General features: G+C 71.4%; 16 protein-coding genes and 1 pseudogene. 13 read left to right on the forward strand and 4 right to left on the reverse strand.

Going from position 1 to position 18,161, the window contains the following annotated elements:
* The first annotated feature begins 55 nt into the window (after positions 1–55).
* From IG99_RS05295 to IG99_RS05320, 6 genes are all read left to right on the forward strand, one after another.
* Positions 56–817, forward strand: a complete 762-nt coding sequence (locus IG99_RS05295; RefSeq protein ID WP_037670352.1) for an amino acid ABC transporter ATP-binding protein — start codon at positions 56–58, stop codon at positions 815–817.
* Positions 818–873: 56 nt separating this feature from the next.
* On the forward strand, positions 874–1,953 hold the full coding sequence (locus IG99_RS05300) for an LLM class flavin-dependent oxidoreductase (RefSeq protein ID WP_037670354.1): 1,080 nt from the start codon (positions 874–876) through the stop codon (positions 1,951–1,953).
* On the forward strand, positions 1,950–3,254 hold the full coding sequence (locus IG99_RS05305) for an NtaA/DmoA family FMN-dependent monooxygenase (protein WP_037670356.1): 1,305 nt from the start codon (positions 1,950–1,952) through the stop codon (positions 3,252–3,254). The genes IG99_RS05300 and IG99_RS05305 overlap by 4 nt, the downstream gene beginning before the upstream one ends.
* A 4-nt stretch (positions 3,255–3,258) precedes the next feature.
* Positions 3,259–4,086, forward strand: coding sequence for a DUF1684 domain-containing protein (locus tag IG99_RS05310; protein WP_051864946.1), 828 nt, complete (start codon positions 3,259–3,261; stop codon positions 4,084–4,086).
* Between the two features lie 167 nt (positions 4,087–4,253).
* A complete protein-coding gene (locus IG99_RS05315) occupies positions 4,254–5,159 on the forward strand; it encodes a S1 family peptidase (RefSeq protein ID WP_037670358.1) in 906 nt (301 codons plus the stop codon).
* A gap of 457 nt (positions 5,160–5,616) precedes the next feature.
* Positions 5,617–6,699 carry a S1 family peptidase gene (locus IG99_RS05320; protein WP_078947543.1) on the forward strand — a complete coding sequence of 361 codons (1,083 nt, stop codon included), beginning with the start codon at positions 5,617–5,619 and terminating at the stop codon, positions 6,697–6,699.
* Positions 6,700–6,753: 54 nt separating this feature from the next.
* Here the strand turns inward: IG99_RS05320 and IG99_RS05325 are convergent.
* Positions 6,754–7,843, reverse strand: a pseudogene (locus IG99_RS05325) (YhgE/Pip domain-containing protein).
* Between the two features lie 154 nt (positions 7,844–7,997).
* Between IG99_RS05325 and IG99_RS05330 the strand changes: the two are divergent.
* The 3 genes from IG99_RS05330 (at position 7,998) to IG99_RS05340 (ending at position 13,615) form a co-directional block, all read left to right on the forward strand.
* The gene (locus IG99_RS05330; RefSeq protein ID WP_037670362.1) at positions 7,998–11,429 is read left to right on the forward strand and encodes a DNA polymerase III subunit alpha; all 3,432 of its coding nucleotides are present in this window, start codon (positions 7,998–8,000) and stop codon (positions 11,427–11,429) included.
* Positions 11,426–12,394: a DNA polymerase Y family protein gene (locus IG99_RS05335; protein ID WP_037670364.1), complete on the forward strand. Its 969-nt coding sequence runs from the start codon at positions 11,426–11,428 to the stop codon at positions 12,392–12,394. Before IG99_RS05330 ends, IG99_RS05335 begins: the two co-directional genes overlap by 4 nt.
* Positions 12,395–12,472: 78 nt before the next feature.
* Positions 12,473–13,615 (forward strand): NADAR family protein, encoded by a 1,143-nt coding sequence (locus IG99_RS05340; protein WP_078947544.1) that lies wholly within the window; start codon positions 12,473–12,475, stop codon positions 13,613–13,615.
* On the opposite strand, the gene IG99_RS05345 is transcribed toward IG99_RS05340, so the two are convergent.
* The gene (locus tag IG99_RS05345; protein WP_037670367.1) at positions 13,593–13,967 is read right to left on the reverse strand and encodes a cupin domain-containing protein; all 375 of its coding nucleotides are present in this window, start codon (positions 13,965–13,967) and stop codon (positions 13,593–13,595) included. The two genes, IG99_RS05340 and IG99_RS05345, sit on opposite strands and share 23 nt — an antisense overlap.
* Before the next feature lie 90 nt (positions 13,968–14,057).
* On the opposite strand from IG99_RS05345, the gene IG99_RS05350 reads away from it, so the two are divergent.
* Both IG99_RS05350 and IG99_RS05355 read left to right on the forward strand, forming a co-directional pair.
* Positions 14,058–14,501 (forward strand): MarR family winged helix-turn-helix transcriptional regulator, encoded by a 444-nt coding sequence (locus IG99_RS05350; RefSeq protein WP_037670369.1) that lies wholly within the window; start codon positions 14,058–14,060, stop codon positions 14,499–14,501.
* A 135-nt stretch (positions 14,502–14,636) separates the two neighbouring features.
* Complete coding sequence (locus tag IG99_RS05355) at positions 14,637–15,500, forward strand: esterase/lipase family protein (protein ID WP_037670370.1); 864 nt, start codon at positions 14,637–14,639, stop codon at positions 15,498–15,500.
* Between the two features lie 64 nt (positions 15,501–15,564).
* Here the strand turns inward: IG99_RS05355 and IG99_RS05360 are convergent, their stop codons facing one another.
* Entirely contained in the window at positions 15,565–16,563 is a 999-nt protein-coding gene (locus IG99_RS05360) for a lytic polysaccharide monooxygenase auxiliary activity family 9 protein (protein ID WP_037670371.1), read from the reverse strand.
* A 153-nt stretch (positions 16,564–16,716) separates the two neighbouring features.
* Here IG99_RS05360 and IG99_RS05365 point away from each other — a divergent pair, with 153 nt between their 5' ends.
* Positions 16,717–17,196 carry a GNAT family N-acetyltransferase gene (locus IG99_RS05365; protein ID WP_037670953.1) on the forward strand — a complete coding sequence of 160 codons (480 nt, stop codon included), beginning with the start codon at positions 16,717–16,719 and terminating at the stop codon, positions 17,194–17,196.
* Between the two features lie 13 nt (positions 17,197–17,209).
* Here IG99_RS05365 and IG99_RS51345 read toward each other — a convergent pair whose 3' ends face one another.
* Positions 17,210–17,344: a hypothetical protein gene (locus IG99_RS51345; RefSeq protein WP_107055830.1), complete on the reverse strand. Its 135-nt coding sequence runs from the start codon at positions 17,342–17,344 to the stop codon at positions 17,210–17,212.
* A gap of 170 nt (positions 17,345–17,514) precedes the next feature.
* Between IG99_RS51345 and IG99_RS05370 the strand changes: the two genes are divergently transcribed.
* A complete protein-coding gene (locus IG99_RS05370) occupies positions 17,515–18,129 on the forward strand; it encodes a class I SAM-dependent methyltransferase (RefSeq protein ID WP_037670372.1) in 615 nt (204 codons plus the stop codon).
* The last annotated feature ends 32 nt before the right edge of the window (positions 18,130–18,161 follow it).

Genomic DNA, 18,161 nt, shown 5'->3' on the forward strand with positions numbered 1-18,161 from the left:
CCCACTCCACCCCTTTTTCTCTCACCTTCTCCATCGTCAGCGAGGGATGCACGCGATGAGCGTCATGGTCGACATCAGGTCCGTCCACAAGAGCTTCGGGCCGCTGGAGGTCCTCAAGGGCATCGACCTCGCGGTGGGGGCCGGGGAGGTCACCGTGATCCTGGGGCCCTCCGGCTCCGGCAAGTCCACGCTGCTGCGCACCATCAACCACCTGGAGAAGGTGGACCGGGGCGCGATCACGGTGGACGGAGCCCTGGTCGGCTACCGGCGTGCCGGGGACAAGCTGCACGAGCTGCGCGAGCGCGAGGTACTGAAGCAGCGCACCCGGATCGGCTTCGTCTTCCAGAACTTCAACCTGTTCCCGCACCTCACCGTGCTGGACAACATCATCGAGGCGCCGGTGTCCGCGCTGCGGCGGCCCCGCGCGGAAGCGGTGGACGGCGCACGCCGGCTGCTGGCCCGGGTGGGGCTCGCAGACAAGGCGGACGCCTACCCGCGGCAGCTGTCCGGCGGGCAGCAGCAGCGGGTCGCCATCGCCCGCGCGCTCGCCCTCGAACCGAAGCTGCTGCTGTTCGACGAGCCGACCTCCGCGCTCGATCCTGAGCTGGTCGGCGAGGTCCTCGACGTCATCAAGGACCTGGCCCGGCAGGGCACCACGATGATCGTCGTCACCCACGAGATCGGGTTCGCGCGCGAGGTCGCGGACACGGTCGTCTTCATGGACGAAGGGCGGATCGTCGAGCAGGGCACGCCCGGTGAGGTTCTGGACGCCCCGCGGGAGGCGCGAACGCGGGCGTTCCTCTCCAAGGTCCTCTGATCCAAGGTCCTCTGATCCAAGGTCCTCTGAACGGTCCACCGTAGAAAGGTTTCCGCATGCCCTCATCGCACGGCCGGGGCCTGTTGCACCTGGCCGCCGCACTCGATCAGCCGTCGGTCTTCGACGCCGAACCCTATGTCGAGGCGGCACGGCTCGCCGAACGCGGTGGCCTCGACTTCGTGACCCTTGACGACACCTTCGCCCGTCCCGGGCCCGACGCGCTCGCCGTGCTGTCCCGCGTGGCGCCCGCCACGCGACGCGTCGGTCTCGTCCCGACCGTCACCACCACCCACACCGAGCCCTTCCACGTCCAGGCGGCCGTCGCGACCCTCGACTGGGTCAGCCGGGGCCGGGCCGGCTGGCGTGTCGAGGTGTCCTCCACCGAGGGAGAGGCCCGCCTCTTCGGGCGCCGGCACGCCGCACCCCTGGACGCGCTGTGGCAGGAGGCCGGTGAAGTCGCCGACGTGGCAGCGAAGTTGTGGGACAGCTGGGAGGACGACGCCGAGATACGGGACGTGGCGAGCGGACGTTTCCTCGACCGCGACAAGCTGCACCACGTCGACTTCACCGGCTCGGCCTTCTCGGTCCGCGGTCCGTCGATCGTGCCCCGCCCTCCGCAGGGCCACCCGGTGCGGGTCGTCGACGCCACCGAGGGACACGTCCGGCACACCGCCGCCCGGTACGCCGACGTCGCGCTCGTCAGCGCCACGAGTGCCGCGCAGGCCCGCGCCGTACGGGAACAACTGCGGTCCCTCGCGGCCGAGTCGGGGCGGGACCCGGACACCCTGCGGGTGCTGGTGAGCCTTCTCGTGGACCTCGGCGGCGGCGAGCACGCGGCCGAGCCCGGCCACGGCGGAGGCGGCCCGCGGCAGACCCCGCAGGGCCCGCTGTACCGGGGCGGCCCCGTCGACCTCGCCGAGCTGATCGCCACCTGGCACACGGACGGCACCACCGACGGCTTCCACCTCCGGCCCGTCGAGCCCCGCCGCGACCTGGAGCGACTGGTCAACGGGACGGTGGCGCTGCTCCAGCACCGCGGGCTGTTCCGCACCTTCTACCCGGGCAGCACGCTCCGCGGCCACCTGGGCCTCGCCAAGCCCGCCAACCAGTACGCCCAGGCAGGGGGCACGTCATGACCGCACGACCGCGCAAGGAGATCCATCTCGCCGCGTACTTCCCCGGCGTCAACAACACCACGGTGTGGGCCGATCCGGAGTCGCGTTCGCAGATCGAGTTCTCCTCCTTCGAGCATCTCGCCCGCACCGCCGAGCGCGGACTGTTCGACTTCTTCTTCCTCGCCGAGGGGCTGCGGCTGCGCGAGCACAAGGGCCGTATCCATGATCTGGACGTGGCCGGGCGGCCCGAGTCGATCACCGTGCTGAACGCGCTCGCCGCCGTCACCGAGCGGCTCGGTCTCGCCGCCACGGTCAACGCCACCTTCAACGAGCCGTACGAGGTCGCCCGCAGATTCGCCACGCTGGACCACCTGAGCGGCGGCCGGGCGGCCTGGAACGTGGTGACCTCCTCCGACGCCTTCACCAGGGAGAACTTCCGGCGCGGCGGCTTCCTGGACCGGGCCGACCGCTACACCCGGGCCGGCGAGTTCGTCGCCACCGCGCGGGAGCTGTGGAACTCCTGGACCCCGGACGGGGTGCCCCGGCCGTTCGCGCACCGGGGGCACCACTTCGACATCGCGGGCGAGTTCACCCTGCCGCGCTCCCCGCAGGGGCACCCGGTCGTGATCCAGGCCGGGGACTCGGAGGAGGGGCGGGAGTTCGCCGCCTCCACGGCGGACGTCATCTTCACCAGACACGGTTCGCTGGAGGCGGGCCGGTCCTTCTACGCCGATGTGAAAAGGCGCCTCGCCAAGTACGGCCGTACCCCCGACGAGCTGAGGATCATGCCCGGCGTCACCGTCGTCCTCGGCGACAGCCCGGCCGAGGCGCAGGAGAAAGCGGCGGAGATCCGGCGGCAACAAGTCTCGCCGCAGAACGCGATCCTCACGCTGGAACAGATCTGGGGCGTCGACCTGTCCTCCTACGACCCCGACGGACCGCTGCCCGAGACCGATCCGGTGGCCGACTCGACGATCACCCAGGGGCGCACCCGGCGCGGTGACAACGTCGCGATCGCCGAGAAGTGGCGCGCGCTGTCGAAGGAGAAGGGGCTGTCGATCCGGGAGACCGTGATCGAGGCGAGCGGCCGGCAGTCCTTCGTCGGCACCCCGGAGGCGGTCGCGGCCGAACTGCACGCCTTCGTCCGGCACGACGCCGCCGACGGTTTCATCCTCGTACCGCACCTCACGCCCGGCGGGCTCGACGAGTTCGTGGACCGGGTGGTGCCGCTGCTCCAGGAGCGTGGCGCGTTCCGGACGGAGTACGAGGGGACCACGTTGCGCTCACACCTGGGGCTCCCGGCCCCCGCAGGGAAGGAATGACCGGATGACCACGGACGCGTCCGACGCGTGGAAGCGGTGGCACGAAGACCGTGTCGAGTCGGTGGCGGGTCCTTACGGGCCGCTCTCGCTCCTCGGCACACACTGGATCGAGGACCATCCGGAGGGGCGACTTCCGGACACCCCCGGGACCTGGGTGGCGGACGGGGCCGCCGTGACGCTCACGGCCACCGCGGCGGACGGCCTGAGCGTGGACGGCCGGCCCCTGGAGGGCACGGTCCGTATCGGCCCCGACCAGGGCCTTGTCGAGTCGGCCCGGGTCGCCTTCGGCGAGCGACGGCTGGTCGTCCTGGTGCGCGAGGGGAGTTGGGGCGTCCGCGACCACGACCCCGCCGCACCGGCGCGCCGGGCGTTCGGGGGCATCGACGCCACACCGTACGATCCGCGCTGGTCGGTACCGGGGCGCTTCACCCCCTATGACGCGCGGCGCACCGTGCGGGTGGAGAACGCGGACGGCCGCGAGCGGGGTCTGGCCCTCGGCGGGGAGCTGGCGTTCGTGCTCGACGGACGAGAGCACACCCTTCAGGTCACGGTGCGGGGCGACGGCTCGCTGTGGGCGGTGTTCGCCGACGCGACCAGCGGGAACGGCAGTTACCGGTTCCGGTTCCTGTACACGGCGGCGCCCGACGCCGAGGGCCTTACGACGGTCGACCTCAACCGGGTCGTGCTGCCGCCGTGTGCCTTCGCCGACCACTTCCTCTGCCCCTTCCCGCCGCCGGGGAACAGGCTCGGCGTCGCGATCGGGGCAGGGGAACGGAATCCGCTCCGCGACCGGCTCGCAGTGGCCAATTCTGACACTTCGTTCAAGGGGTGACGGCCGAAAGGCGCCCTTGTGCCGGCTGTCCGGTCGGCCGAATACTCCCCACAGCGCTTGTCAGGGGCACGGCGTGTCCGGAATCCGGGCACCCGTGCCCCTCGACTGCGCCTCACGGGCCCCCACCCCACGCGGGGCCCCCGACTTCCCCTAGGAGGGAACGAAACGTGAGGATCAAGCGCACCACCCCCACCAGCGGCATCACGAGACGGACCCGGCTGATCGCCGTATCCACCGGACTCGTGGCCGCGGCCGCGATCGCGATCCCCAACGCGAGCGCGAACGAGGCAGCCACTTTCAGCACGCCCCAGCTCAAGAGCGCCAGTGACTCGGTGCTCAAGGCCGACATCCCGGGCACCGCCTGGGCCGTCGACGCCAAGACCAACCGTGTCGTCGTCACCGCCGACAGCACGGTCTCCAAGGCCGAGATCGCCAAGATCAAGGAGCAGGCGGGCGTCAACGCCGACGCGATCACCATCAAGCGCGCCCCGGGCAAGTTCCAGAAGTACATCGGCGGCGGCGACGCCATCTATGCGAGTAGCTGGCGCTGCTCGCTGGGCTTCAACGTCCGCGACAGCTCCGGGAACTACTACTTCCTGACCGCCGGTCACTGCACCGACGGCGCGGGCACCTGGTGGTCCAACTCGGGGCACACCACCACGCTCGGCACCACGGCGGGCTCCAGCTTCCCGACGAACGACTACGGCATCGTCCGGTACACCAACTCGTCGGTCAGCAAGGCGGGCACCGCCGGCAACACCGACATCACCAGCGCGGGCACGCCCAGCGTCGGCACCACGGTCACCCGTGACGGCTCGACCACCGGCATCCACAGCGGCCGCGTCACCGCCCTGAACGCGACCGTCAACTACGGCGGCGGCGATGTCGTCTACGGCATGATCCAGACCACGGTCTGCGCCGAGCCCGGCGACTCCGGCGGCTCGCTGTACGGCACCAACGGTGTCGCCTACGGCCTGACCTCCGGCGGCAGCGGCAACTGCACCTCCGGCGGCACGACCTTCTTCCAGCCTGTGGTGGAGGCCCTGAACGCCTACGGCGTCAGCGTCTTCTAGACCGGTCGTCCTGTGGACCGGTCGTCTTCTGAACCGGTCCGCACCACCGGCCACCACCGGACTCCGCCCGGCCCACGCAACCGCCGACCGCGGACGTCAGCCCCCGCACGGAATCTCCGTGCGGGGGCTTCTCCTTGTCTGCGGGAGCAACGTCCGTCCGACGCGCCCCTGGTGCCTCAGGATTCCGGATAGGCGATTTCAGGACAGGACCAGTCCTCTCCGATCCTCATGGAGGGGTGAAGAGTTACCCACACGTAGTGTTTGCAGTGTGAAGACTCCTGGTGTGACCGTGGACAGTCAAAGCGGAGAGGGCGCTCAACTCCCGTTCTACGCGCGTCCTGAAGTCACCCTTGTGTGCTCCCTGCGGGGTTCGGAAGAGTAGGCGCTCGTCAACCACCCTTCCGGTTCGCGAGATCCCCACAATCTCCCGGGCCGACCCCCCACAGGAGGACGAGAGTTGAAGCACCGACGCATACCCAGGCGCCGTGCGGCCATGGCAGGTGCGGGTATCGCCGCACTGGTCGCCGCGGGAATCACCTTCCAGACTGCGAACGCCAGTGAGCCAACGAAGCCCACGGCGCCTCGGACCCTGTCGATCGCGGCGGCCGGAAAGCTCGCTTCCACGCTCGGCAAGGACCTCGGTACGGACGCGGCGGGAACGTACTACGACGCAAAGACCAAGGCCCTCGTCGTGAACGTGCTCGACGAGGCCGCCGCCCGTACCGTCGAGGCGGCCGGCGCCAAGGCGAGAGTCGTCGAGCACTCCCTCGCCCAGCTGAAGAGCGCCCGTACGACGCTCAAGGGCGACGCCACCATCCCCGGCACCTCATGGGTGACCGACCCCACGACCAACAAGGTCGTCGTCACCGCCGACCGCACCGTCTCCAAGGCCGAGTGGGCCAAGCTCAGCAAGGTCGTCGACGGCCTCGGCTCCGTCGCTGAAGTCCAGCGCACGAAGGGGGAGTTCAAACCCTTCATCGCCGGCGGTGACGCCATCAACGGCTCCGGCGGACGCTGCTCGCTGGGCTTCAACGTGGTCAAGGGCGGCCAGCCGTTCTTCCTGACCGCCGGTCACTGCACCGACGCCATCTCCACCTGGACGGACTCGTCCGGCAAGCAGCTGGGCACCAACGAGACGTCCAGCTTCCCGGACAACGACTACGGCCTCGTCAAGTACACCGCGGACGTGGCCCACCCGAGCGAGGTCAACCTCTACAACGGCTCCACCCAGAAGATCACGGGCGCGGCCGCGGCCACCGTCGGCCAACAGGTCACCCGCAGCGGCTCCACGACCCAGGTGCACTCGGGCAAGGTCACCGGTCTGGACGCCACCGTGAACTACGGCAACGGCGACATCGTCAACGGCCTCATCCAGACCGACGTCTGCGCCGAACCCGGTGACAGCGGCGGCTCGCTGTTCTCCGGAAGCAACGCCATCGGCCTCACCTCCGGCGGCAGCGGTGACTGCACCTCCGGCGGGGAGACCTTCTTCCAGCCGGTGACGGAGGCGTTGTCGGCGACGGGCACGCAGATCGGCTGACTGATCCTTCCCCCCACGGTGTGAAGTCCCGCCCCGCGCGCGAGGGGCGGGACTTCAGGCTGTCTGCCCTGTCTGTTCTGTCTGCCCTGTCTGCCCTGCCTGTCCTGTCCGCTCCGTCCGCCGTCGGTCGCGCAGCGCCGCCACCAGCAGTGTGACCGCCACCCCGCCCATCGCCCACGCCGACAGCACCAGCAGTGAGGCGGTCATGCCGTTCCCCTCGAAGTAGGCGATCGAGCGCGCCGACCACGTCCCCGCGCCCGGCGGCAGCGCGGGGCCGATGTCCTTCCAGAACGGCGGGAGCAGGGGAGGCGGCAGGGCCCCGCCCGCGCTGGGATTGCCGAGGATCACCACGAGCAGGATGACCAGGCCGATGCCGGCGAGCCCGAAGGCGCCCTGGAACGCGAGGGTGGTGGCGCCGACGGCGAAGACGATCAGCGCGCCGAGCCACCAGAGGGCCGCGAAGGAGCCGGGCAGGGCACCCAGGACCGGCCCCACGATGAGGGCGCCGCCGAGTCCGCCGACGATCCCGACCAGAAGCAGGGCGAGCAGCCGGATCGCAGCCCGCTTCGGGGTGGTGGGCGGAGCCCGAGCTGATCGCCATGATCGACGCGCACAGGTAGCCGCCCACGCACCAGCCGACGGTCATGTAGAAGGACGTCAGTCCGTTGGCGTCCTCCCGTTCGGCCGGGGCCACGTCGACGGTCCGTACCGTGCGTCCCTGGCTCTTCTCCAGGCTGGTGGTGAGCGTCTCGACGGTTGCGGCCAGGGCCCGTCCGCCGCCGGTGGCGACCAGGAGGGTGTCGGTGGTGGCGGCCGGGGCGATGATCAGGGCACCGTCGATCTTCCGGTCCAGGATCTGCCGCCGTGCCGTCGCCGCGTCGGCCACCGCGCGCGTGTCCAGCGGCTCGCCCGGCAGCTTCTCGAGCCGGGTCACCGCCTGCTGGGCGATGGCGGCGGGCGCGACCACCCCGAAGGGCACGTCCTTCGGCCGCGGGTCGTGCAGCGCCCCCACGTAGGAGGCGATGAACAGCAGACTGAGCGCGACCGCACCGAGCACCAGCAGCGTGGCCCGGGGCGTCACGGCGTCCTTGACCTCGTCGAGGAAGGACGTACGGGACGTACCGGTACCGGTGCTCTGGGTCATGCCCTCACGGTCTGGGTAGTCGGGTGTTTGCGCAGGTGGGAAGCGCCTGAACGGATGTCGTACACATGTTCGGGGATAGGGGTATGGTGGGGGTCGGAGTGTAGGGAACTGATGTTCGAGAGCCCGGCGGGGCTCATGGGTACGGGAGGTGCGTGTGCCGGGATTCACGCATCTGCACACCGTCTCCGGGTTCTCCCTGCGGTACGGGGCCTCGCACCCGGAGCGCCTCGCCGAGCGCGCCTCCGAGCGGGGTATGGACGCCCTCACCCTCACCGACCGCGACACCCTCGCCGGCACGGTCCGCTTCGCCAAGGCCTGCGCCAAGTCGGGCGTCCGTCCGCTGTTCGGAGTGGACCTCGCGGTCGCCGGGCCGGTACGCCGGGAGGGCGACCTGCGGCGGGAGAAGCGCCGCACCCCTGTGCGCGGCGGCGCCTTCATCGACGAGTCGACACCCCGCGCCACCTTCCTCGCCCGGGACGGCGCCCGCGGCTGGGCCGACCTGTGCCGGCTCGTCACGGCGGCGCACGAGAGCGAGGGCACCCCGCTGCTGCCCTGGACGGAGAACCGGGGCGACGGCCTGACCGTCCTGCTCGGCCCCGACTCCGACGTCGGCCGGGCCCTGGCCGCGGGCCGTCCGGACCGCGCCGCGAAGCTCCTCGTCCCCTGGCGCGAGGTGTACGGCGACGCCCTGCGCCTGGAGGCCGTCTGGCACGGCCGGGAGGGCACCGGACCCGGCTCCCTGCGCCTGGCCGCCCGCACCGTCGGCTTCGCCGCCGAGCAGCGGATCCCGCCGGTGCTCAGCAACGCCGTCCGGTACGCCGACCCCGGCCTCGGCCCGGTCGCCGACGTGCTGGACGCCGCCCGCCGTCTGGTTCCCGTCGACCCCACCAAGGAGCTGGACTCCGGTGAGGCCTGGCTGAAGGACGCGGGCGCCATGCTGCACGTCGCCGAGCGGATCGTCGAGGCGGCCGGCTACCGGGGCGACACCGCCCACCGGCTGCTGGAGCAGACCCGGGCGACGGCCGCCGTGTGCCTGGTCGACCCCGAGGACGACCTCGGCATCGGCACCGTCCACTTCCCCGAGCCGCACCTCGTCGGCGCCGGCCGGCGCACCGCCCAGCGGACGCTGGCCTCGCGGGCCGCGGCGGGGATGGTGCTGCACGGCTACGCCGGGCGGCGCGACTACTGGGAGCGGATGCACCGCGAGCTGGACATCATCGCTCACCACGGCTTCGCCTCCTACTTCCTGACGGTCGCCCATGTCGTGGACGACGTACGGGAGATGGGTATCCGGGTCGCGGCGCGCGGCTCCGGCGCGGGCTCCCTCGTCAACCACCTCCTCGGCATCGCGCACGCCGACCCCGTGGAGCACGGGCTGCTGATGGAGCGCTTCCTGTCCAAGGAGCGGGTCGTCCTGCCCGACATCGACATCGACGTGGAGTCCGCGCGGCGCCTGGAGGTCTACCGGGCGATCATCGACCGGTTCGGCACCGAGCGGGTCGCGACGGTCTCGATGCCGGAGACGTACCGGGTGCGGCACGCGATCCGGGACGTCGGCGCGGCCCTGTCCCTGGACCCGGCCGACATCGACCGCCTCGCCAAGGCCTTCCCGCACATCCGCGCCCGCGACGCCCGCGCGGCGCTGGCCGAGCTGCCCGAACTCAGGGAACTGGCGGCGGAGCAGGAGAGGTACGGCAGGTTGTGGGAGCTGGTCGAGGCCCTCGACGCCCTCCCGCGCGGGGTCGCCATGCACCCCTGCGGGGTCCTGCTCTCCGACGCCTCGCTCCTGGCCCGCACCCCGGTCGTGCCGACCAGCGGCGAGGGCCTGCCCATGTCCCAGTTCGACAAGGACGACGTGGAGGACCTCGGGCTGCTCAAGCTGGACGTGCTCGGGGTGCGGATGCAGTCGGCGATGGCGCACGCGGTCGCGGAGGTGGAGCGGGTCACGGGGGAGCGGATCGACCTGGACTCGGTCGCGGAGGGGGATCCGGCGACGTACCAGCTGATCCGCTCCACCGAGACGCTGGGGTGCTTCCAGATCGAGTCGCCGGGCCAGCGCGACCTGGTCGGACGGCTCCAGCCGGCCACCTTCCACGACCTGGTCGTCGACATCTCCCTGTTCCGGCCGGGGCCGGTCGCCGCCGACATGGTGCGGCCCTTCATCGAGGCGCGGCACGGGCGGGCGCCCGTGCGGTATCCGCACCCGGACCTGGAGGAGTCGCTGAAGGGGACGTACGGGGTCGTCGTCTTCCACGAGCAGGTCATCGACATCGTCGCCGTCCTGACCGGCTGCGGGCGCGGTGAGGCGGACCGGGTGCGGCGCGGTCTTTCCGACCCGGAGTCCCAGAGGCGGATCCAGGTGTGGTTCGCGCAGCGCGCGGAGGCCAACGGATATGACGCAGAAACGATTCGGCGGACCTGGGAGATCGTCGAGGCGTTCGGCAGCTACGGCTTCTGCAAGGCGCACGCCGTCGCCTTCGCCGTACCGACGTACCAGTCGGCGTGGCTGAAGGCGCATCACCCGGCCGCCTTCTACGCGGGCCTGCTCACGCACGACCCCGGGATGTATCCGAAGCGGCTGCTGCTGGCGGACGCGCGGCGGCGCGGGGTGCCGGTGCTGCCGTTGGACGTGAACGAGTCGGGCGTCGCTCATCGTATCGAACTGGTGTCTGAATCAGGGGTGTGGGGACTCCGGTTGGCCCTCTCCGACGTGCACGGCATCAGCGAGGCCGAGGCCGCGCGGATCGCCGACGGACAGCCCTACGCCTCACTGCTCGACTTCTGGGAACGGGCGCGGCCCAGCCGCCCGATCGCCGGGCGGCTGGCCCAGGTGGGCGCGCTGGACGCCTTCGGCGCCAACCGGCGTGACCTGCAACTGCACCTGACCGAACTGCACCGGGGCGCCCGGGGCGCGGGCGGCGGGCAGCTCCCGCTGGCCGGCGGCCGGAAGACCGCCCCCGCCGGGCTGCCCGACCTCACTTCCGCCGAGCGGCTCAGCGCCGAACTGGGCGTGCTGTCCATGGACGCCTCCCGCAACCTGATGGACGACCACCGCGGCTTCCTCGACGAGCTCGGCGTGGTCTCGGCGCGGCGGCTGCGCGAGGCCAGGCACGGAGAGACGGTGCTGGTCGCGGGCGCCAAGGCGGCCACCCAGACCCCGCCGATCCGCTCCGGCAAGCGGGTCATCTTCACCACCCTGGACGACGGCACCGGCCTGGTCGACCTCGCCTTCTTCGACGACTCCCACGACGCCTGTGCCCACACCGTCTTCCACTCCTGGCTGCTGCTGGTGCGCGGGGTGGTGCAGCGCCGGGGCCCGCGCAGCCTCAGCGTGGTGGGATCCGCCGCCTGGAACCTCGCCGAACTGGTCGAACTGCGCGTCGAGGGCGGGCTCGACGAGGTGGCGGCACGGCTGGCCGAGCCCGCCCCGGACCGGGCCCCCGCGGACGGCGAACCGGCGGCGGCCCGAACGATCCGCATGCCCACGGGGTACGAGATGCACCCCTGGGCCGATCTGCGTCCGGCGGGCGAAGAGCCCGCCAAGGTACGGAAGTTGTGGCACCAGAGTCCGGGGAGTGCGGGATGACCATCCTCTGCGTACGTTTCCAGCTGCCTCCGATGTACGAGGCCGCCCTGCCCAGACTGCTCGGGCTCCTGGAGGACTTCACCCCCGTCGTCCAGGCGCTGCCACCGGACGGGGCACTGGCCGATCTGCGCGGCGCCGAGCGCTACTTCGGGCGCGACGCCCTGGAGCTGGCCGCCATGATCCGGGTACGGTCCCTCGCGCTGTACGGCGTCGACTGCCTGATCGGCGCGGGACCCGGACCGATGCTGGCCCGTGTGGCACTGCGCGACGCGCGGCCCGGGACGACCCGCACGGTCCCCGAGGACGCCGTCGCGGAGTTCCTCGCCGACAAGCCCGTCGCCGCGCTGCCCGGTGTCGGCGCCGCGACCGCCCGCACACTGGAGGAGTACGGACTCGACACCCTCGGCCGGGTCGCCGCCGCGCCCCTGTCCACGCTCCAGCGCCTGGTCGGCGCGAAGGCCGGCCGCGAGCTGCACGAGAAGGCGAACGGCATCGACCGCGGCCGGGTCGTACCGAACGCCGTCTCGCGATCCCTGGCCGCCGAACGCACCTTCGCCCGCGACGAGCTGGACCCCGACCGGCACCGCCGCGCGCTGCTCTCCGCCGCCGAGGAATTGGGCACCCGGCTGCGTGCCCTGGAGAAGGTCTGCCGCACCCTCACCCTCACCGTGCGCTACGCCGACCGCTCCACCACCACCCGCACTCGCACCCTCAGGGAACCGACCGCCCACTCCGCCGCGCTGACCAGGACGGCGTACGGCATGTACGAGGCACTCGGCCTCCAGCGCGCCCGCGTCCGCGCGATCGCCCTGCGCGCGGAGGGCCTCGCCCCCGCCGAACAGGCCGCCCACCAGCTCACCTTCGACCCTGTCGACGACAAGCTCCGCCGCCTGGAGGAGGCCGCGGACCGCGCCCGGGCGAGGTTCGGTCCGGGGGCGGTGAAGCCGGGGGCGTTGGCGGCGTGAGGGTTTCGCCGGGCGCATGTCATCGCTCGTGAGTGGCCGTTCGGGAGTGACCGTTCGTCAGTGCCATAGGGTGCCCCCATGACATGGCGGGGGCCCACTCATCGGACGGTCGACGGGGAGAAGATCAGCGGCAAGTGGTGCCATGTCTGGCGGCGGCACGAGCTGCTGTCCGACGCGTACTCCGTCGAAGATCTGATCGTCTTCGCCGACGGCGCGATCGCCTGCGGGCGGTTGACCGACCTGGCCGGTCTGGAGCGGATGCTGGAGTCGGGCCGGATCGCGGTCACGGATCCGGGGGCGCCTGCCCCCGAGGCGCCCGAGAACCGATGGGGCGCCCGTTACCCGGAACCCCTGACCCCGGAGGGCTTCCTCCTCGAAGTCGCCGATCTGGTGGAGGAGCTGGCGGGCCGCCCCAGGACCGACGAACGCTGCTGGGAGGCGGTCCGCCGCTTCCAGCAGGCGCCCACCGAGGCCAACCGGGCCCTGCTGCGGGACGCCTACCTGGCCATTCCGCCGCACCGACGCGTCTACTGCCTCGGCGACATGGACCTCCAGGACCGCCCCCTGCGCATCCTGCTCACCGAGATCGGCCAACGGGTCGAGGGGGACGGGCCGACGGTGACCGCCGGGATGCACCGGGAAGCGCTGGACTACTTCAGGGACGGGGACGAGGCCGTCGCCCGCGAGCAGGAAGAACTGTCCGTCCGGCACGCGGACGACCCGACGACGGCGGGACATCCGACCGTCGTCCTGCACGAGACGTACTTCCCGGGCGGCCGCCCGGCCGACCCCGGCCTCTCCGCCCTGCGCAACGACTTCCCCGCCCCGGTCCGCTACGCCGGCGACACCTACCCCTCCGTTCTGCACGGCTACTGGGCCCTGTCCACGGCCGACGAGAGCGACCGCACCGCCGTCCGCGACGCCCCGACCGCCGACGAGGCCCACGAAAGGGGCGGCCGGGCCACCCGGCGCGACGACTGGCCGTCCGTGCGCCTCGCCGTCATGGCCGGTCTGCTGCGCGCCAAGTTCACCCAGCATCCCGAGCTCGCGGAGATCCTCCTCGCCACCGGCGACGCGAGGATCGGCTACACCGGCTACACGGAGTCCCCGTACTGGCGGGACACTCGCGACGACCGCGGCCGCAACTGGACGGGCCGGCTGCTGGAACTGACCCGCGCCGAACTCCTCGCCGCCGGGATCAGTTGGCCCACGGGGGAGTGATCCGGGTTCCGTCGGCCAGTTCCGCCTCCAGGCCGATGGACGTGGTGACCCAGGACAGCGCCGTGTGATCGGTGGGGTTCTCGACGCCGAGGGACGTCCCGGGGTTGACGATCACCGTGTCGCCCGCTCTGATCCGCTCGGGGCGGCCGTCGAGCGTGAGGACCAGTTCGCCGACGAGCAGATGGAAGATCTCCTCCCGGTTGACGGTGTGCACCGGGGCTTTCGTCCCCGGGGGGATCTCCCCGCGCCAGGCGCACAGTTCCTTGCTGCCGGTGAGGGGAGAGGCGTACGAGACGAAGCGGGCGCCGTGGATCTCGTGGACGACGGCTTCGGACGCGCGGATGACGGGCACGGTGGGGCCTTTCTGCGAGCAGATGGTCAAGCAAGTTGACTATATGGTCAAGGTGCTTGACCGATACGTCAAGGGTGTTTCAATGCAGGCGTGCAGAACTCCGAGGCCCTGTCCCTGACCGCCGCCCTGCTCGCCGTCGCCGGTGAGCTCACGCAACGCATCCACGAGGGGGTCGAGGCCCGTGGTTTCGAGGGGCGGCCCGCGTACGGGTTCGCCTTCACGCGGTTGGCCCCGGACGGTGCGACGGTCACCGAGCTCGCCACTCATCTCGGGGTGACCAAGCAGGCGGCGAGTCAGCTCGTGGACGAGCTCGTGCGCAAGGGGTACGTGGAGCGGCGGCCGCATCCCGGGGACGCACGGGCCCGGCTGATCGTGCTGACCGAGCGCGGCTGGGCCTGCACGCGGGCCGCGGAGGAGGCGGCCGCGGAGGTGGTGCGCGGGTGGGGTGAGCTGCTGGGGGAGAGTGAAGTGCGGGTGCTGCGTGAGCAGTTGCTGCGCATCGCGCCCTATGGGCCGATTCGGCCCATCTGGTAGGGCAAGTTTTACTGACGTGCAACTTCCCAATGTCAGCTACTCGTCCGTAACTTGACGAGAGAACAGCATCCTCGTGATCCGGATCACAGGGCGTAGAGCCGTCGTACTCCCCTTGAGCCGCAAGGAGATCACCCGATGCTGCCCTGGAAAAGAGCGCTCAGATCCCTGGCCGCGCTACTGCTGACCGCCGCCGCCCTCGTCACCGTCCCCGCCGCTGCCGCCCACGCGGCCACCGTTGAGAACAGCGGCTGGAACGACTACACCTGCAAGCCCTCCGCAGCCCACCCCCGCCCCGTCGTCCTGGTCCACGGCACCCTCGCCAACTCCGTCGACAACTGGCTGTCCCTCGCGCCGTACCTGGAGCACCGCGGCTACTGCGTCTTCTCCCTCGACTACGGCCGGCTCCCCGGCGTCCCGTTCTTCCACGGCCTCGGCCCCATCGACGCGTCGGCCGAGCAGCTGTCCGCCTTCGTCGACAAGGTGCTCGCCGCCACCGGCGCCGCCAAGGCCGACCTCGTCGGCCACTCGCAGGGCGGCATGATGCCCCGCTACTACCTCAAGTTCCTCGGCGGCGCCGCCAAGGTGAACGCGCTGGTCGGCATCGCCCCCAGCAACCACGGCACCACCCTGTCCGGCCTCACCAAGCTGCTGCCGTACTTCCCCGGCGCCGAGGACCTGCTCACCACCGCCACCCCCGCCCTCGCCGAGCAGATCGTCGGATCCGACTTCATGACCCGGCTCAACGCGGGCGGAGACACCGTGCCCGGCGTCCACTACACGGTCATCGCCACCAAGCATGACGAAGTGGTCACGCCGTACCGGACGCAGTTCCTCAGCGGGGCGGACGTGCGGAACGTCCTGCTCCAGGACCTCTGCCCGCTCGACCTGTCGGAGCACGTGCTGATCGGGCTGACCGACCGGATCGCCTTCCACGAGGTGGCCAACGCCCTCGACCCGGCGCACGCCACCCCCACCACCTGCGCGTCGGTGTTCGACTGACCGACGCGCAGGTGTCACCGGGGCCTGACCGACCTGAGCCGCCGGTCAGGCCCCGGAGTTCCTTTCAGCGACCGCGCCGGCGCACCGACGCGAACAGCACCGCGGAGCCGAGCGCGAGCACGGTGGCCCCGACCAGGGCGACCGGAGTGCTGCCGTCGCCGCCGGTCTCGGCGAGGCCGATGTGCGTGACGGCCGCCCTGGGCTCGTCGGCCGTGCCAGGCATGTCGGTCGCGTCGGTCGCGTCGGTCGCGTCGGTCGTGTCGGTCGTGTCGGTCGCGGCCGGGGTCGGCTCGGTCGAGGTGAGGGCGTCGTCGTCACCGTGACCGCCGTGCTCGACGGTCGACTTGTCGGCACCGTCCTCGATCTGCTCCTCGGACGGCGCGGACGCGGTGCTGGTCGGTGCGGAGCCGCTGCCCGCCGGGCTGTTCCCGCCGAAGATCACGTCGGAGCAGGAGTAGAACGCCTCCGGGCTGTCCGAGCGCTGCCAGACCGCGTACAGCAGTTGCTTGCCGGAGCGCTCGGGCAGCGTGCCGGAGAACGTGTAGAAGCCACCCGACGCGACCGGGTCGGTGGCCGTCGCCACCGGGTGCGCCAGATCCAGGTCGCCCCAGGCCGGCGGCCGGGCCGGGTCGTAACCGGCCTTGGTGATGTAGACCTTGAAGGTGCCCTTGTGCGGTGCGGTCACGCGGTACTTGAAGGTGTACGAACCCTTGCGCACAGCGGTCGTGGGCCAGTCGGCGCGGGCCAGGTCGAGCCCCTTGAACTCCGCGGTGTCCGCGCTGCACAGCTTGCCGTCCGGGATCAGCCGCTGATGCCGCCCGTTCGCGTCGCCGATCCGGATCCCGTTCCAGTCGTACAGCGCCTGGGTGCCGCCGACCGCGACGGCCGCCTCGCACGCCGCCGACTTCGGGCTCTCCGGGCCCTCCCCGTAGCACTGTGACACCCGGCTCACCGGATCGGCCATCGACCCGTGCGCGACCGCGGGCCCGGCGGCCAGCGTCCCGAGCGTGAGCGGGACAGCACCGAGCACGGTGACGGCGGCGACCTTGCGGGATGCGGACATGCGGGGACTCCTCGACGGTTCCGAGACGGGAGGGGCGAGACGAAACTAGCCCCGGGGAACCGTGAAATCGCCTGTTGAGGGCGGGTGGAGGAGATCCTTATGCTCACGTTAAGGAAGGGCTCAGGCTGCGCTCAGGTAGGTACGGTGCTGACCATGACCGACACAGACGAGGGACCGTTCCTGGAGATCAGGGCGGCTGTCGCCGCCGACGTGCGGACCGTCAAGGACATCACCGACACCGCCTACCGGCACTACATCGAGCGCATCGGGCGCGTGCCGGTGCCCATGGAGGCGGACCACGCGGCGAACGTGGCCGCGGGAAAGGTGTTCGTGGCGCAGGAGGCCGGGACCGGGCGCGTGATCGGGCTCGTCGTGGTCGAGGTGCACGAGGACCATCTGTTCCTCGACAGCATCGCCGTCCGGCCCGACGCCCACGGGAAGGGTGTCGGGCGGCGGCTGTTGGGATTCGTGGACGAGCGGGCGCGTGCGTCGGGGGTGCCCGAGGTCAGGCTCTATACGAACGCGATGATGTGGGAAAACCAGAAGATCTACCCGAAGTACGGCTACGAGGTCGTGGAGCGTCGCGTGGACGGGCCGTACGACCGGATCCACTACCGCAAACGACTGGACTGACCCGTCTCATGGGTCAGCCGTCCGGCCACCATGTGCGCGCGATGTCCTTGCGCACCTCGGGGCGCCCGGCAGGGCGCTCGTCGGCCTCCTCGCGGACCCGGCGGCTCTCCGTCTTCTTCAGGGGCTTCTGCACTGTCATGCGGCGCATGGCTGCCTCCTTCAGGGGCTACCGGGTTCCGCGCTTTCACGGAGGTAGACCCTTTCCGGGAGGGTTCCTCATCCACCACTGTTCTGTCAGTGGCGGTTGTCACGATTAGGCTGTGGATTCGGGTGTCAGAGCTGTGAGCGTTGTCAGTGGCGGCTGGCAGTCTTGGCCGCATGAGTGACGACAGTGACGGAACCAGTGCGGTGCGTGTGGACTGGGACGCCGAGGCCACCGCCTTCGACGACGAACCGGACCACGGTCTGCGCGACCCGATCGTGCGCGCGGCCTGGGCCGACCGGCTCCGCGGCTGGTTGCCCGAGCGCCCCTGCGACCTCCTCGACCTCGGCTGCGGCACGGGCAGCCTGTCGCTCCTCGCCGCCGAGCGGGGACACCGAGTGACGGGAGTGGATCTCTCGCCGGCCATGGTGGATCTCGCGAGGGCCAAACTCGCCGGTCGCGACGCGGTGTTCCTGCGCGGTGACGCCGCGCGTCCTCCGGTGGGTGAGCAGCGCTTCGACGTGGTGCTGGTACGGCATGTGCTGTGGACCCTGCCCGACCCGGGCCGCGTGCTGCGGCGCTGGGCCGGGCTGCTGAGGCCGGGAGGACGGCTCGTCCTGGTCGAGGGGGTGTGGGGGACGGTCAGCCCGGTCGGCATACCCGCCGACCGGCTCACCGCACTGCTCACCCCGCTCGCCACGGACGTGCGCGTGGAGCCTCTGACGGACGACGCGCGGTTGTGGGGCAGGGCGGTGGAGGACGAGCGGTATGCGGTGGTGGCCCTGGTGTGAGGCGGCCCCCTCCATGGCAGGGGCCCCACACG

The organism is Streptomyces griseus subsp. griseus, from assembly GCF_000720255.1.
Lineage (GTDB): Bacteria > Actinomycetota > Actinomycetes > Streptomycetales > Streptomycetaceae > Streptomyces > Streptomyces griseus_I.

Coding starts and splice junctions, on each gene's coding strand:
- IG99_RS05295 (WP_037670352.1), top strand. CDS start 56: ATGAGCGTCATGGTCGACATCAGGTCCGTCCACAAGAGCTTCGGGCCG.
- IG99_RS05300 (WP_037670354.1), top strand. CDS start 874: ATGCCCTCATCGCACGGCCGGGGCCTGTTGCACCTGGCCGCCGCACTC.
- IG99_RS05310 (WP_051864946.1), top strand. CDS start 3,259: ATGACCACGGACGCGTCCGACGCGTGGAAGCGGTGGCACGAAGACCGT.
- IG99_RS05365 (WP_037670953.1), top strand. CDS start 16,717: ATGACCGACACAGACGAGGGACCGTTCCTGGAGATCAGGGCGGCTGTC.
- IG99_RS05370 (WP_037670372.1), top strand. CDS start 17,515: ATGAGTGACGACAGTGACGGAACCAGTGCGGTGCGTGTGGACTGGGAC.
- IG99_RS05305 (WP_037670356.1), top strand. CDS start 1,950: ATGACCGCACGACCGCGCAAGGAGATCCATCTCGCCGCGTACTTCCCC.
- IG99_RS05360 (WP_037670371.1), bottom strand. CDS start 16,563: ATGTCCGCATCCCGCAAGGTCGCCGCCGTCACCGTGCTCGGTGCTGTC.
- IG99_RS05355 (WP_037670370.1), top strand. CDS start 14,637: ATGCTGCCCTGGAAAAGAGCGCTCAGATCCCTGGCCGCGCTACTGCTG.
- IG99_RS51345 (WP_107055830.1), bottom strand. CDS start 17,344: ATGCGCCGCATGACAGTGCAGAAGCCCCTGAAGAAGACGGAGAGCCGC.
- IG99_RS05335 (WP_037670364.1), top strand. CDS start 11,426: ATGACCATCCTCTGCGTACGTTTCCAGCTGCCTCCGATGTACGAGGCC.
- IG99_RS05340 (WP_078947544.1), top strand. CDS start 12,473: ATGACATGGCGGGGGCCCACTCATCGGACGGTCGACGGGGAGAAGATC.